Raw genomic sequence first — 14508 nt, forward strand, 5'->3', positions numbered from 1 at the left:
ATGGGTACTAATTAGAAGGAATTCGCAATGAAGTGGTATCGTGGATAACGCTAAATGGTGAACTGCTTTAACTTGCTTTTCATAAAGTAGGTCTGTACTTCCAAACCAGTGAAGACATTAAATCACATATACTGACATTTAGCAAATTTTAATTTCATTTATTTTTTTCTATTTGATGTTTCCCTTTTCCCAAATTGCTGATTTATGCATACTGCATAGCACCGCCAACACTATAACTGACTAATTATAAAAAGTTCTTATCCCAAAACCCTATTTGGAATGCCGGAGATTAGATGACTCACTTAACAAACTACTGGAATTGAAACGTACACTGTCCACACGCTTTTACAACTATCTAACAGCATATAGCAGCATTAGAGCACCCATTACGCTCAATAACATTGACTGAATTCACTATAATACCAATGTATTCTACTATATCTGCATCTGGGCTCAGCTCAGAAATTCAATTGAATATCTGCGGAAACATGGTCTTACTCTTGCAAATCCCGTAAAGACTTGGCTATGGTATTGAGATACGAAAAAAGCCACCTCAAAGCGTAGCCTTAAGCCAAGAATTAAAAACTGTCGAACTAGCCAAACAATCACATGTTGCTTTATTTATGATTTTTCAGCAAATTATTTGAATTTACGATCAGATTCCACTACGTTAAGAACATAATTAATTTGTAAAAAGTCCAATTTAAAAATTGGCCTGTCCTATGTTAGTAAATAAGATTCCAAAATAGCTCCACACCTTATACCACAAATAATTCCATGTATAACAATGGGTTGAAGAAGGCCATATGTAGCAGAATTATGAAACGTTATTTAAATACGATGCCGTACCTCTCGGCATTAATAAATCAGTCCAGCTCCATACGCCCATAAGGTTAAATCGAATCAAAATCATTAGAAATTCTTCACATTAAGCCATTTTACCCTTTGCCCCAACTCTGCAACAATTTATACTCCGAATAACGGTCTTACTGTCACATAGTACCTATTATCCCTAAGGATCTGGTTTCTATGCCCCAGTCTTTACCGGTTTTGCACAATACATTAACAAGCTATCACCACATACTCTGCGCATAAAAATGATCATGCAATCTGCACTGATAATCTCTTTAGCTATACTCATCATTATCTATCTAGCTGAAATCGAAGAAAGGGATACCCTATAGGAAAATGTAAAAATGAAAAAATTAACCGTTCTAACCGGAAAACTGCCTCCTTCCCTCCCAGAAAGACAGGATTTCCCAGAGGTTAACTGATGAAAAATAAACTCATTAGCATACAGCAAGCCACCGCGCATTTTTATGATGGAATGACCATCATGGTAGGCGGTTTTATAGGCGTAGGTACGCCTCCTGGTTTAATCACTGTATTACTCAATTCCGGTGTAAAAGATCTGACTCTGATTGCTAACGATACTGGCCGTGTCGACTTCGGTATCAGTCCTCTTATTGTTAATCATAGAGTGAAAAAAGTTATCACCTCGCATATTGGCACTAACCCAGAAACTGGACGCCAAATGATTGCTAGAGAAATAGAGGTGGAACTGGTTCCTCTGGGAACATTGATCGAACGTATTCGCTGCGGTGGAGCAGGTTTGGGCGGATTCCTGACCCCTACCGGAGTCGGTACCTTTGTAGAAGAAGGGAAACAAAAAATAACCCTCAATGGAATAGACTATTTACTGGAACTCCCACTACGCGCAGATCTGGCGTTGATTCAAGCTCATCTTGCCGATCATCAGGGCAATCTGACCTATCAGTTAAGCGCCCGTAATTTTAACCCAGTTATCGCTCTGGCTGCGGATATCACAATTGCCGAGCCGGATACATTAGTTGAAGTGGGTGAGATTGCACCGGACTGCGTTATGACACCTAGCGCACTGATTGACTATATCGTTTATCCAGAGGGAAACTCATAATGAACATCAAACAACTTATTGCCCACCGTATCGCACTTGAGCTACAAGACGGCGACGTTGTTAACCTCGGCATCGGTATTCCCACGCTAGTAGCGAACTATCTGCCTGATAACATTCATATTACCCTCCAATCAGAAAACGGTTTTCTGGGCCTTGGCCCCGTTACAGAGCCCCATCCGAATCTGGTCAATGCCGGAGGAAAACCCTGTGGCATCCTGCCCGGTGCCGCCATGTTTGACAGTGCCTTCTCTTTTGCCCTGATCCGCGGTGGTCACATAGACGCTTGCGTGCTGGGTGCTCTGCAAGTTGACCAACATGCCAATCTGGCCAGTTGGATGATACCGGGGAAAATGGTGCTCGGTATGGGGGGCGCAATGGATCTCGTCACGGGTGCCCGAAAAGTGATTATTGCAATGGAACACTGTACCAAAAACGGATCCGCAAAGATCCTCAAGCAATGTACCCTGCCGCTAACCGCCGTCAATAAAGTCAAGATGATCGTCACCGAACTGGGCGTATTCTACTTTGAGCAGGACCAGTTAATCCTGAAAGAATATGCACCGGGCATCACACTAGAAACTCTAAGAGAAAAAACCGAAGCAGAATTCAGCGTCGCACATGATCTCAAAGCCATGCCTATTCCAAAATAGAGGGGGGTGATTTATGGCAACATCTGCGAATAGCCAGAAAACCCTATCGCAAACGCTATGGTCGCGATGAAAGAAGAGGTAAAATTAAAAATCGGGTCAGTATTGATGAACGCCCGGAAATTGTTGATAAAAAAGAACGTATTGGGACTGGGAAGGAAATACGATAATAGGGAAAGATAAAAAAGTGTCTTATTAACATTGGTTGACCGCAAGACGCTGTATACAATTATCGTTAAACTTGATAGCAAGCGGGCATCAGAAGTCGCGAAAGCGGCCGTGAAAGTATTATACCCGTTAAAACAAAAGGTTAAGACCATCACGTTCGATAATGGTTTAAAGTTCGCAGATCATGAAATCATCAGTGAAGAATTAGAAACCCAAATTTACTTTGCTCCCCCTTATTCGCCTTGGGAAAGAGGGATCAATGAGAATATCAATGGGTTAATCAGACAATACTTCCCAAAGGGGACCAATTTTAATGAAATCTCTGATCAGGAAATAAATTTTGTGGTAAACCGATTAAATAATTGCCCTCGAAAAACACGGGGTGGGAAAATACCGAATGAATTATTTAAAGGAATACGAACATGTTTACTTCCAGATTAACGATGTTGCACTTATTATGTGAATCTAAGTTCCAATATTCATGCCGTATTTGCAAAGCCAGAAACCATTGTTCATGGTTTAAGGAATGAACATATTCTTCATATTTATCGATATCAAACCAATTTAAACAGCAATATTCATTCATCAGCATTGTTCAAAAGCCATCCTAAAATGTTCAGTTAATACAGATTAACATATGGAACTTATCCACTACGCCCTTTTGCCAAATTTTCCGATCAACACATTTTCACCTCGCTCCAACATATCCATATAATCCGCATACCATTGCAGCATTTCCCTACGACCATCCAGATATTGAGCGTGATTGTAAGTTCCCCGAATACTGTTCTTATCAACATGTGCAAGCTGTGTTTCAATCCATGCAGAGCTATAGCCTTGTTCATGCAAAATTGTACTCATTGTATGGCGGAATCCGTGGCCTGTTGCCCTTCCATCATAACCTATACGCTTAAGAACCTGATTAATGGCGGCTTCACTCATTGGTTTACTTGCATCATTCCTACCATGAAAAGCAAAGTTAAATCGGCCTGTGATCGCTTCCAACTCTCTCAGCAAAGCCAAAGCTTGCTCAGAAAGCGGAACAATATGAGGCCGACGCATTTTCATGCGTTCTTGCGGGATTTCCCAAATTGCTTTGTCTAAATCAATTTCTGTCCAAGTAGAGGCTCGCAGCTCTATTGTTCTTAATCCGGTAAGTAAAAGTAATTTGGTAGCGATTTGAGTAATTTTACTTCCGCTATAGAGGGAAATCGCCTGTAAAAATGCAGGTAATTCATCAACATTCAAATGTGGGAAATGCTTGGCTTTTGGTGTCGCTAATACGCCAACCAATTCAGCCGCAGGATTATATTCTGCTCTTCCCGTGACAATTGCGTATCTGAAAACTTGATTACATGCCTGTCTGATCTTTTTCAACTTATCAAGAACGCCGCGTTGTTCCATTTTACGCAGGACGGTGAGCATGTCTAAGGGGTTGATATCGGTGATAGCGTGTTTACCGATATAAGGAAAAATATCTTTTGTGAAGCCTTTTAAAAGATCATCTGCATATCCCTTTGACCAGTTAGGAGCCTTGCAAGCGTGCCACTCAAGGGCAATTTTTTCGAAGCTGTTATTTACGATGAGAGCCTTTTCTCTTTTTACCTGTCTTTTGGCCTGCCCTGGATCATCGCCATTTGCCAATATTTTCTTGGCATCTTCCCTTTTGTTTCTGGCTTCTACCAAAGTTACAGTGGGATAAGTACCAAATGCCAATCGCTTTTCTTTGCCAGCAAAACGATATTTTAGCCGCCAACATTTGGAACCATTCGGGAAAATTTCTAAGTACATGCCCCCACCATCGGAGAGTTTGTACGATTTGTCTTTGGGCTTCGCGGTCTCTATCTGTCTGGCTGTCAACTTCATTTGGGGGCATCTATTTTGATTGAACCTAACAATGCCCCCTATTATGCCCCCAGAGATCTGTAGATTTCAACATACCCTAGTAGACATCGATAGATTGTAGTTTCTTGGTTTTCTTTGTTTTTTAAGTAATTTGTAGACTTTAAAAGACGTTTGGATACTTGGAGATGGCGCGCCCTACAGGATTCGAACCTGTGACCTACGGCTTAGAAGGCCGTTGCTCTATCCAGCTGAGCTAAGGGCGCATCTTGGGAGATGAGCTGCATCTGTAATGCTTTGATGCGGGGTGAGATTATACGGGGACAAACCCTTGAGTCAATGGCTTTTCTGCTTATAAATCTCCATCTGTCTATTTTCTGATTATCAATAAAACTGACAGCACGCTCATGTTCTGACAAAATAGGCGGTATCCCAATGTTTGATTTATGGATTTATTAGTGCATGTCAGCAAAAATTATTGACGGGAAAACGATTGCGCAGACAATCAGAAGAGAAGTCGCAGAACGTGTTCAACAACGTGTCGCAGCGGGAAAACGAGCTCCCGGTCTTGCCGTTGTTTTAGTAGGGGAAAACCCCGCTTCTCAGATTTATGTCGCAAGCAAACGCCGGGCCTGTGAAGAAGTCGGGTTTGTCTCCCGTTCTTATGATCTGCCAGATACTACCAGTGAAGCAGAGTTACTGAACCTTATCGATCAACTCAATAACGATTCAGAAATTGATGGAATTCTGGTGCAGCTCCCTTTACCTGCCGGTATCGACAATGTCAAAGTTCTGGAACGTATCCAACCTGATAAGGATGTTGATGGCTTCCATCCCTATAATATTGGCCGTCTGTGTCAACGTGCACCAAAACTGCGCCCCTGTACTCCGCGCGGTATCGCAACGTTGCTTGAGCGCTGCGAAATTAATACTTATGGCCTGAATGCCGTCATTATCGGCGCTTCAAATATTGTTGGTCGTCCAATGAGTCTGGAATTGTTGCTGGCTGGCTGTACCACCACGGTGACTCATCGCTTTACCAAAGATTTACGCCACCATGTGGAACATGCGGATCTGCTAATTGTGGCTGTCGGTAAACCGAACTTTATCCCCGGTGAATGGATTAAACCAGGCGCTATCGTTATTGATGTAGGCATTAACCGTCTAGAAGACGGTAAGGTCATTGGTGATGTTGATTTTAAAACCGCATCAGAACGAGCAAGCTGGATTTCGCCCGTTCCAGGTGGTGTTGGTCCAATGACAGTCGCTACTCTGATCCAGAACACCTTGCAAGCCTGCGAGGAATACCACAACGTGGAAAAAACTGAAGGTTGTTAATGGAAATTTTTTATTTAGAAGGCCATCCTCATGTGGAGCTGTGTGATCTGCTGAAGTTTCAAGGATGGAGTGAAAGCGGGGCGGCCGCCAAAGCAGTTATTGCTGAAAGTCTGATCGAAGTCAATGGTCAAACAGAGACGCGCAAACGCTGCAAAATTATTGCCGGGCAGGTTGTTACCTTCAACGGTGATTCTGTTTGCATCAAAGAATAACTAAAATAGGCTCCACCAAAAGGGAGCCTATTTTATAAAGCCAGCTCAGTGGCTCAAAAATATATCTAACTTATTTACGACGCCAACTCGTTCCCTGCGGGCCGTCTTCCAGCTCAATCCCCATCTCATTCAACTGATTACGGGCAGAATCCGCCAGCGCCCAATTTTTGTTTTTACGGGCATCATTACGCTGTTTAATCAGTGCTTCTATTTTAGTAGTTTCTTCATCATTAGCCTGAACACCACTATGTAAAAATTGTTCCGGCTCTTGTTCCAATAAACCTAAAATACCCGCCAATTTTCGTAACTCAGCCGCCAGGCCATTCGCCGCGGCCATATTTTCTGATTTCAATCGGTTGATTTCACGTGCTATATCAAACAGTACCGAATAAGCCTCTGGTGTATTGAAATCGTCATTCATCGCTTCCTTGAAACGCGTCTCAAACAGTTCACCACCTGTCGGCTGTACAGAAGCATCCGTGCCACGCAGAGAAGTATATAGACGTTCAAGCGCAGTACGCGCCTGTTTCAGGTTTTCTTCAGTGTAATTAAGCTGGCTACGATAATGGCCTGACAGCAGGAAGTAACGTACCGTCTCTGAATCGTAATATTCCAGTACGTCACGGATAGTAAAGAAGTTGTTCAGCGATTTAGACATCTTCTCTTTATCCATCATCACCATTCCAGAGTGCATCCAATAATTCACATACGGGCCATCATGAGCACAGGTAGACTGAGCAATTTCATTTTCATGATGCGGGAACATCAGATCAGCACCACCACCATGAATATCAAAATGATTGCCTAACTGTTTGTTGTTCATGGCAGAACATTCAATATGCCAACCAGGACGACCAGCTCCCCACAGCGATTCCCAGCTTGGTTCGCCCGGCTTAGACATTTTCCACAATACGAAATCCATTGGGTTACGCTTGACATCAGCTACTTCTACTCGTGCACCTGCTTGTAACTGGCTGAGATCCTGGCGGGAAAGTGATCCGTAATCCGGATCACTCTCGACGGAAAACATGACATCACCATTATCCGCCACATAAGCATGATCACGTTTTATCAATGATTCCGTCAGTTCAATAATCTCTGGGATATGACGGGTCGCACGTGGTTCCAAGTCAGGACGTAAAATATTCAGCGCATCAAAATCTTTATGCATTTCCGCCAGCATACGGCTGGTCAACTCATCGCAACTTTCACGGTTTTCTGCTGCACGTTTGATGATCTTGTCATCAACATCGGTCACGTTGCGCACATAGGTCAAATCGTATCCCAAATAGCGCAGATAACGGGCAACCACATCAAAAGAAACAAATGTTCTGCCGTGACCAATATGACACAGGTCATAAATCGTGATACCACACACGTACATCCCTACTTTCCCTGGATGGATTGGCTTAAATTCTTCTTTCTGACGACTGAGGGTATTGAAAATTTTTAGCATCGGGATTTTCCGTAAATTCACTGTACGTGTGATTAAAAATAACGAATTGATAATTCTGGATTTATGTCCTTATCTCATAATAAATACTCGATATGGCATAGACCAATAAGATATTGAAACCTGATATTAAGCGCTTTGCAAGGTCAGCGGTCAATATAGCTTACTGAAATTAATAGGTACTGACTCATTATGGCAGATGTGATATAAAAGCCGCCTGGTCCAAATGCCCTAAACCGGGTTAATCAAAACTATTATTAGGATTTCAATTATGGTGACTTTCCATACCAATTTTGGCGATATCGTAATTAATACTTTCACCGATAAAGCTCCTGTAACTGTTGAAAATTTCTTGAACTACTGCCGCAATAGCTTCTACGATAACACTATTTTTCACCGTGTTATTAATGGCTTCATGATTCAAGGTGGTGGGTTTGAACCTGGTATGAAGCAAAAATCGACTGACGAGGCTATCAAAAACGAAGCCAATAACGGTCTGAAAAACAACCGTGGTACTCTGGCTATGGCACGTACCAACGATCCACACTCCGCGACTGCACAGTTCTTCATCAATGTTGTTGATAATGATTTCCTGAACTTCCGTTCTGAACGTCCTGATGGCTGGGGTTACTGCGTATTTGCCGAAGTGGTCGAAGGTATGGATGTTGTTGATAAAATCAAAGGTGTATCTACTGGCCGCAGCGGCATGCACCAAGACGTACCACGCGAAGACGTTATCATCGAAAAAGTGACTGTCAGCGAGTAATTCAGCGCGTATGTGCACACTTTTTATCGCAGATTTACATCTCAGCGAACACGAACCGGCAATCACTGCCGGTTTTCTGCGTTTTCTGCGTGAGGATGCTATTCAGGCGGATAGTCTCTATATTCTCGGTGATCTGTTCGATTACTGGATTGGCGATGATGATAACAATCCTCTCCACCATGAAATTGCCGCTGCATTAAAAACACTGAAACAACAAGGTATTACCTGTTATTTTATTCATGGTAACCGTGATTTTCTGATCGGCTCCCGCTTCGCTGAAGAAAGCGGAATGATACTGTTACCACAGGAAAAAATAGTGGAACTGTATGGTAAGCGGGTGCTTATCTTACACGGAGATACTTTGTGTACTGATGACGAAGGTTATCAACAATACCGTAAACGGGTACATACCCCGTGGATTCAGCGCCTGTTTTTATTATTACCTCTGTTTATCCGTCAGAAAATCGCCGAAAAAATGCGGGCAAATAGCCAATCTGTCAACAATAGAAAATCCGCAGCAATCATGGATGTCAATCAGCAAGCCGTTATTGATGTTTTTGAGCGATATCAAGCAGACTGGATGATACACGGACATACTCACCGCCCGGCTGTACATGAAATTTCTCTGCATAACAAAATATACTACCGCGGAGTGCTTGGTGCATGGCACCATCAAGGATCAATGTTCAAAGTAACCAGCGAATCAACGGATCTTATCTTTTTCCCATTCTGATTGATAGGGAACACTCACACCCAACCCACGCAACCCAAATATAAAGCAACGCAATCGTTTTCCTTAGCTTGCGAGCATGGTATGATTCGCGGCCTTAAAGCGCTATTTTCGTTCTGGTGGACGTTAAAACACAGGAGCATTTGATTTATGACTGCCCGGCCTGATTCAGCAGGAACAACTCAACACAACGCCAAAATTGCAATCGTTATGGGGTCCAAAAGCGACTGGGCGACGATGCAGCACGCGGCGGATATTCTCACCTCTCTTGATGTCCCCTTCCATGTTGAAATTGTTTCTGCCCACCGTACACCAGATAAGCTATTCAGTTTTGCCGAACAAGCTGAACAAAATGGTTTTGATGTCATTATTGCTGGCGCAGGCGGCGCTGCCCATTTACCCGGAATGCTGGCGGCTAAAACGCTGGTACCCGTTCTGGGCGTGCCCGTACAAAGTGCGGCACTTAATGGTGTAGACAGCCTCTATTCAATCGTACAGATGCCAAAAGGTATTCCCGTCGGCACACTTGCGATTGGGAAAGCTGGCGCAGCAAACGCAGCCTTGCTGGCAACACAGATTCTGGCTCGTCATGATAAAAGTTTGCTGAAACGCCTTACCTGTTGGCGTGAAACACAAACTCAGGATGTACTCGATAATCCCGATCCACGGGAGGAAGCATGAAGCCAGTCTGTGTATTAGGTAACGGTCAGCTCGGCCGGATGTTGCGTCAAGCGGGCGAGCCTTTAGGTATCACGGTTTATCCGGTTGGCCTGGATGCAGAACCCGAAGCCGTTCCTTACCAAAATAGTGTTATCACCGCCGAAATTGAGCGCTGGCCGGAAACCGCCCTTACCCAAGAACTCGCCCGTCATCAGGCTTTTGCTAATCGGGATATTTTTCCCCGCCTGGCGGATCGTCTGCCACAAAAGCAATTAATAGATAGCCTTGGGCTCGCAACTGCTCCGTGGCAATTACTGTCTGATATCCGCCAATGGCCGCAACTATTCGCAGAACTTGGTCATTTCGTCATCGTTAAACGCCGTATCGGCGGTTACGATGGCCGTGGACAATGGTGCATCCGCCCCGGAGATGAAACAGAGTTACCGACCGATATTTATGGTGAATGCATTGCCGAACAGGCGATTCCTTTCTCTGGTGAAGTATCATTGGTAGGTGCACGCAATGAAAGTGGCGATTGTGTGTTCTATCCATTGACTCACAATCTGCATCAAGATGGCATTCTGCGGGCCAGTATTGCCTTTCCTCAGGAAAACTGCCATTTACAACAGCAAGCCCAGAACATGTTGTCAGCCATTATGCACGAGCTGAAATATGTTGGCGTAATGGCAATGGAGTGTTTTATCGTCGATGATCATTTACTGATTAATGAACTGGCTCCTCGGGTTCACAATAGTGGTCACTGGACTCAGAACGGTGCTTCCATCAGCCAATTTGAATTACATCTTCGCACTATTCTGGATTTACCTATGCCTCAACCAGAAGTTACCGCACCATCAGTCATGGTTAATTTGATTGGCACAGGTGTCAATAATCAATGGCTCAGTTTGCCATTGGTACACTTGCATTGGTATGAGAAAGAAGTTCGTCCAGCGCGTAAGGTCGGTCACCTTAATCTTTCTCATTCAGATAAAAACGAATTAAAAGATACGTTGCAAAAACTAATTCCAATGCTGCCACCTGAATATCAGAGTGGTCTGGAGTGGGTGCAGGAAAAATTAAATTAGCTGTTTATCAGCTAATAGCCAGGAATTAAATGTGGAAGCGGAAATAAAATAATTTATCGCTCCACATTCCCATCCGTTCCGAATTCTTTTATATTCCTTTGATTATTGTGTTAATTTATTAGCATTAATCGCTCTGGCTACCGTATCCACAATAGTTCTCGTTGTTTGATCTATTTCATAATTCAGTAAATCGCCAATTTTAATATCACTAAGATTAGTCGCCCTTAATGTTTCCGGAATTAAATTCAATTCTATGGTTTTATTTTCTTCATTTATGCCATTTATTGTTAAACTACAACCATGAAGACCGATAAAACCTTTGTGGAAAAAATATTTTATATTATCTCCAGGAATGCTAATAATTAATCGATAGGTTTCTCCATTTTCGATAAAATCAACGACTTTTGCTACTCCTTCAATATGCCCATACAGACTGTGTCCGCCATTTTCTTTATGCATTTGATGTGATCTTTCAATATTAACTTTATCTCCCACACCTAAAAACTTTAATGTGGTCACGTCAGCAGTAAAATCTGAAATATCAAAAGAAACAATATTATTTTTAAATTGTGTCACAGTCAAGCACGTACCATTAATAGCAATACTCGCACCCACAGAAACATCATCAAAGAAGTGGTTAATATTACTTACCGTTAACGTACTAAATCCATTTCTTTTATCAAGAGATAATACTGTTTCTTTTCCTTGTACAATTCCAGTATACATAACAACCCCATTATATTAAGTAAAAAAACCATTGAATAATAACTTTTATGTTATCTTGAAATATATTTCTGGTAAAGAGTTATTAATGGTATTTTTACGGATCATTTTGCCAAGTTTTTATATGTTTATGATTTTAATATATAAATACCTCACAAATAAAAATTTACTTACTTAATATAGTGATTTTTACTTATATTAAACTTATGAGCATTTATTGTTAAACAAACAACTAAATACAAAATAAGATTTGTAATTTAAATTAATGACAATTATAAAACATATAAATATTTCACATGGCAATTTACAATATTTAAATACTAATTCACTACTAACCTTAATTCCACTATGATATAGAAAGTATTAATTCATTGTTGTCATTTCTATGACTATTTCTAATTACAAATAAAACCATAAAATTCAGTGACCTAAATCACAATTACATAAATATTCCCACGCAACAATAAATTAACAATATTCTTTCCGATCTGGAACAGAAAGTTAAACAAAAAAACATCGCTAACTAAATAATCAATATATTAGCGATACTAAAAAATAACTAAAGTTAGAATAATCTCATCTTTTCTATACAGTTCACCATTCATCAATAAAATCAAATCTTCCTTTGACAAAACCGACTCATTAGATCAATGCTATCGCTATTATTAGTCCGATAACGTATGAAAAGGGGAACCCTCGTGTTACTTGCCAGGAAAGCCCGCCATCCTAAAAGCTGCCCACAGTTTTTTTTCACTTTAGGGCTCTCTTCTCCATTTTCTTGTGCCGCTTATCTGGCAATGGCTTGGTATTGGATCAGCACCAGATTGAAACAGACAGAATTATCTTCAATATTGTTATTACTACCGGCAATCAATCAAGCTCAGGCAAGTGATTTTGTTAATTTTCAATCTGTTGATTCCAGCCTTTATATGCAATTTGAAAACCGGGTCGATCCCAGAAAAACGATTTCACCCATTTTAGAGGCTTTTGGTGACTACAGTGTCGGAGATATGTACGTCTATAGTATTTGGCAAAATTCACTGCAAAGCGATTATACCGGTGATAAAAGCACCTACTATTATAAACTTGTACCAAGAGTGAGTTTTAGTAAAGTGACTGGTCATGACATTTCTTTTGGGCCGTTAAAAGATATTCTGTTCGCTCAATGGGTTGCTAAAACCAAAAGTATGAATTACGACTACTTCCCAGGTATCAGCATTGATTGGCAAGCAGGCTGGATTAGCTGGTTACGTACAATTTTTTATTTTGAGAATAATGACAAAGGGAGCTGGAATGATCAGCGAATCCATGTTGATTACGGAATTCCCTTCAATAATCGTTTAGGCGATTTCCGGGTTGTCGGAACTTTTGATTATACATTAGGCTTACATGGACAACCTAAAACTATCGATTTCAAACCCGAGTTGCACTATGATTTAGGAAAATTCCTAGGTAATCAACCAGGTCACTTATGGACTGGCATTGTCCTGAACCCAATAAAAAATAAATACAAAATAAAAGATACTCCTTATTATCGAACGGATCAATTTAGCTACGGGATCTTTATTCGATATAGTTTTTTCTGATATCAAAATAAAATATCAGAAATTTTTGATGACCTTTATCCATTATGGAGTCAAGATGCCCATTCAACACAACAGGTTCGGACGTACTTATCAGTGGCTCCTGCTGATACTTTTGGGTCTGGTTTATTTTCTGGTCACCGCAACGACATTTACCTCATTGGGCGTTGTGTTACCCAGCATGATCAAGGAATTACGCTGGAGTTGGACTGATGCAGGTTTGGGGTTCACTTTACTTGGCCTGTCATGTGGGCTGTCCAGTTACTTTCCGGCGATGCTTATTCGTCATACGAGTGTCCGGACCACTTTGCTGATCGGTACGCTAATCTTCATCACCGGTTTTTACATCCTCTACAACACCCACAGTATTACCGCCTATTTCACCGGCACAACGCTGCTGGGGATCGGTTTTAGCCTTATGGCTACCGTTCCCGGAACCTATGTCATTAGCCGGCTTTTTGAAAAACAGTCGCTGGCCTTTGGTATCTATTTCACCATTGGTGGATTAGGTGGCGTGCTTGGTCCATGGATCTATTTCCTAGCAACAGCATTCTGGGGAAGCTGGCGTATGCACTGGGCGATTTCCGGCGTATTACTGGCTCTGTTCAGCCTGCTGACTATTTTAGTGATGCGCGAAGGCAAAAAGGAAAGCGCCCATGCTGAACAAGTCAGTAAAAATCAACAAGATCAAACCCCTTCCAGCATCTATCGCACCAAGGAAATCTGGAATGCCCGGCAAGCACTGCAAACCTGGCAATTCTATGCCATTGCGGCAGCTTATACCTCTTTCTTATTGTGCGGAATAACCGTTAACAGTTTTGCTGTAGCCCATATCACCGAAAACGGATTCAGCGAGTCTGTTGCCGCTTCATCACTCAGTATTCTGGCTTTTATCAATGCATTTTCAAGATTTGCCGGGGGAGCTGTTGGTGAATGGCTCGATCCCAAAAAGCTTCTTATCGGTAGTCTGTCGATAATTATCTGTGGTCTTATCGCACTCAGTGCTGCCTCTTCATGGACATTTTTAATCCTGTTTACTTTATGTATTGGCATCGGTTATGGCATGACCTTTCTGGCATCCAGCCTATTACTGTTCAATTATTTTGGGCGTAAGCCTTACCTGGAATTGTTCTCAGTGGTGAATCTGATCTCCACTGTCGCGTGTTTCGCTCCTTTCCTGGTAGGCGCGATTAAAGATTATTCCGGTAGTTTTACACCGGCATTCTTCATTATTGCCATACCCGTGTTTACCATTCTGATTATCACATTCACGATGCAACCACCTTCACAAATAGTGAAGAAACACTCTGATAACAGTACTTTGCTTAACTGAATTTAAAAACAAAAATGGACCTGAAAAGGTAT

Annotated in this window: 13 protein-coding genes, 1 tRNA gene and 1 pseudogene; 11 read left to right on the plus strand and 4 right to left on the minus strand. The window is 41.8% G+C overall.

From position 1 onward, the window contains the following. The first annotated feature begins 1273 nt into the window (after nt 1–1273). The 3 genes and pseudogenes from atoD to ABR397_RS09225 all read left to right on the plus strand — a co-directional run. The gene (gene atoD / locus ABR397_RS09215) at nt 1274–1936 is read left to right on the plus strand and encodes an acetate CoA-transferase subunit alpha (RefSeq protein WP_350305481.1); all 663 of its coding nucleotides are present in this window, start codon (nt 1274–1276) and stop codon (nt 1934–1936) included. Beyond that, nucleotides 1936–2586 (plus strand): CoA transferase subunit B, encoded by a 651-nt coding sequence (locus ABR397_RS09220; protein ID WP_350305482.1) that lies wholly within the window; start codon nt 1936–1938, stop codon nt 2584–2586. Before atoD ends, ABR397_RS09220 begins: the two co-directional genes overlap by 1 nt. Further along, nucleotides 2580–3192, plus strand: a pseudogene (locus ABR397_RS09225) (IS30 family transposase); the annotation flags it as partial. The gene ABR397_RS09220 and the pseudogene ABR397_RS09225, both read left to right, overlap by 7 nt. 210 nt (nt 3193–3402) lie before the next feature. Here ABR397_RS09225 and ABR397_RS09230 read toward each other — a convergent pair. Next, complete coding sequence (locus ABR397_RS09230) at nt 3403–4617, minus strand: tyrosine-type recombinase/integrase (RefSeq protein ID WP_350305483.1); 1215 nt, start codon at nt 4615–4617, stop codon at nt 3403–3405. A gap of 165 nt (nt 4618–4782) precedes the next feature. Continuing rightward, nucleotides 4783–4859: transfer RNA gene (locus ABR397_RS09235), tRNA-Arg, on the minus strand. Nucleotides 4860–5055: 196 nt separating this feature from the next. Between ABR397_RS09235 and folD the strand changes: the two genes are divergently transcribed. Continuing rightward, nucleotides 5056–5931 carry a bifunctional methylenetetrahydrofolate dehydrogenase/methenyltetrahydrofolate cyclohydrolase FolD gene (gene folD / locus ABR397_RS09240; RefSeq protein WP_350305484.1) on the plus strand — a complete coding sequence of 292 codons (876 nt, stop codon included), beginning with the start codon at nt 5056–5058 and terminating at the stop codon, nt 5929–5931. Further along, the gene (gene ybcJ / locus ABR397_RS09245; protein ID WP_350305485.1) at nt 5931–6143 is read left to right on the plus strand and encodes a ribosome-associated protein YbcJ; all 213 of its coding nucleotides are present in this window, start codon (nt 5931–5933) and stop codon (nt 6141–6143) included. The genes folD and ybcJ overlap by 1 nt, the downstream gene beginning before the upstream one ends. Nucleotides 6144–6213: 70 nt before the next feature. Here ybcJ and cysS read toward each other — a convergent pair whose 3' ends face one another. Continuing rightward, nucleotides 6214–7599 (minus strand): cysteine--tRNA ligase, encoded by a 1386-nt coding sequence (gene cysS, locus ABR397_RS09250; protein ID WP_350305486.1) that lies wholly within the window; start codon nt 7597–7599, stop codon nt 6214–6216. 268 nt (nt 7600–7867) lie between these two features. On the opposite strand from cysS, the gene ppiB reads away from it, so the two are divergent. The 4 genes from ppiB to purK all read left to right on the plus strand — a co-directional run bounded on the left by ppiB (nt 7868) and on the right by purK (nt 10837). Next, entirely contained in the window at nt 7868–8362 is a 495-nt protein-coding gene (gene ppiB, locus ABR397_RS09255; protein WP_350305487.1) for a peptidylprolyl isomerase B, read from the plus strand. 10 nt (nt 8363–8372) lie between these two features. Beyond that, the gene (lpxH, locus tag ABR397_RS09260; protein WP_350305488.1) at nt 8373–9095 is read left to right on the plus strand and encodes a UDP-2,3-diacylglucosamine diphosphatase; all 723 of its coding nucleotides are present in this window, start codon (nt 8373–8375) and stop codon (nt 9093–9095) included. A 147-nt stretch (nt 9096–9242) separates the two neighbouring features. Beyond that, nucleotides 9243–9773, plus strand: a complete 531-nt coding sequence (gene purE, locus ABR397_RS09265) for a 5-(carboxyamino)imidazole ribonucleotide mutase (protein WP_350305489.1) — start codon at nt 9243–9245, stop codon at nt 9771–9773. Then, nucleotides 9770–10837, plus strand: a complete 1068-nt coding sequence (gene purK, locus ABR397_RS09270; RefSeq protein ID WP_350305490.1) for a 5-(carboxyamino)imidazole ribonucleotide synthase — start codon at nt 9770–9772, stop codon at nt 10835–10837. Before purE ends, purK begins: the two co-directional genes overlap by 4 nt. Before the next feature lie 102 nt (nt 10838–10939). Here the strand turns inward: purK and ABR397_RS09275 are convergent, their stop codons facing one another. Next, nucleotides 10940–11563, minus strand: coding sequence for a riboflavin synthase subunit alpha (locus tag ABR397_RS09275; protein ID WP_350305491.1), 624 nt, complete (start codon nt 11561–11563; stop codon nt 10940–10942). 695 nt (nt 11564–12258) lie between these two features. Between ABR397_RS09275 and ABR397_RS09280 the strand changes: the two genes are divergently transcribed. Next, nucleotides 12259–13146 carry an outer membrane protein OmpK gene (locus ABR397_RS09280; RefSeq protein WP_350305492.1) on the plus strand — a complete coding sequence of 296 codons (888 nt, stop codon included), beginning with the start codon at nt 12259–12261 and terminating at the stop codon, nt 13144–13146. A 55-nt stretch (nt 13147–13201) separates the two neighbouring features. Further along, nucleotides 13202–14476, plus strand: a complete 1275-nt coding sequence (locus tag ABR397_RS09285) for an MFS transporter (RefSeq protein WP_350305493.1) — start codon at nt 13202–13204, stop codon at nt 14474–14476. The last annotated feature ends 32 nt before the right edge of the window (nt 14477–14508 follow it).

This window comes from Photorhabdus viridis (genome assembly GCF_040256935.1).
Taxonomy (GTDB): domain Bacteria; phylum Pseudomonadota; class Gammaproteobacteria; order Enterobacterales; family Enterobacteriaceae; genus Photorhabdus; species Photorhabdus viridis.

Excerpts from the sequence above, each read along its gene's own strand:
- atoD (WP_350305481.1), top strand. The coding sequence starts at position 1,274 with ATGAAAAATAAACTCATTAGCATACAGCAAGCCACCGCGCATTTTTAT.
- ABR397_RS09220 (WP_350305482.1), top strand. The coding sequence starts at position 1,936 with ATGAACATCAAACAACTTATTGCCCACCGTATCGCACTTGAGCTACAA.
- ABR397_RS09230 (WP_350305483.1), bottom strand. The coding sequence starts at position 4,617 with ATGAAGTTGACAGCCAGACAGATAGAGACCGCGAAGCCCAAAGACAAA.
- folD (WP_350305484.1), top strand. The coding sequence starts at position 5,056 with ATGTCAGCAAAAATTATTGACGGGAAAACGATTGCGCAGACAATCAGA.
- ybcJ (WP_350305485.1), top strand. The coding sequence starts at position 5,931 with ATGGAAATTTTTTATTTAGAAGGCCATCCTCATGTGGAGCTGTGTGAT.
- cysS (WP_350305486.1), bottom strand. The coding sequence starts at position 7,599 with ATGCTAAAAATTTTCAATACCCTCAGTCGTCAGAAAGAAGAATTTAAG.
- ppiB (WP_350305487.1), top strand. The coding sequence starts at position 7,868 with ATGGTGACTTTCCATACCAATTTTGGCGATATCGTAATTAATACTTTC.
- lpxH (WP_350305488.1), top strand. The coding sequence starts at position 8,373 with ATGTGCACACTTTTTATCGCAGATTTACATCTCAGCGAACACGAACCG.
- purE (WP_350305489.1), top strand. The coding sequence starts at position 9,243 with ATGACTGCCCGGCCTGATTCAGCAGGAACAACTCAACACAACGCCAAA.
- purK (WP_350305490.1), top strand. The coding sequence starts at position 9,770 with ATGAAGCCAGTCTGTGTATTAGGTAACGGTCAGCTCGGCCGGATGTTG.
- ABR397_RS09275 (WP_350305491.1), bottom strand. The coding sequence starts at position 11,563 with ATGTATACTGGAATTGTACAAGGAAAAGAAACAGTATTATCTCTTGAT.
- ABR397_RS09285 (WP_350305493.1), top strand. The coding sequence starts at position 13,202 with ATGCCCATTCAACACAACAGGTTCGGACGTACTTATCAGTGGCTCCTG.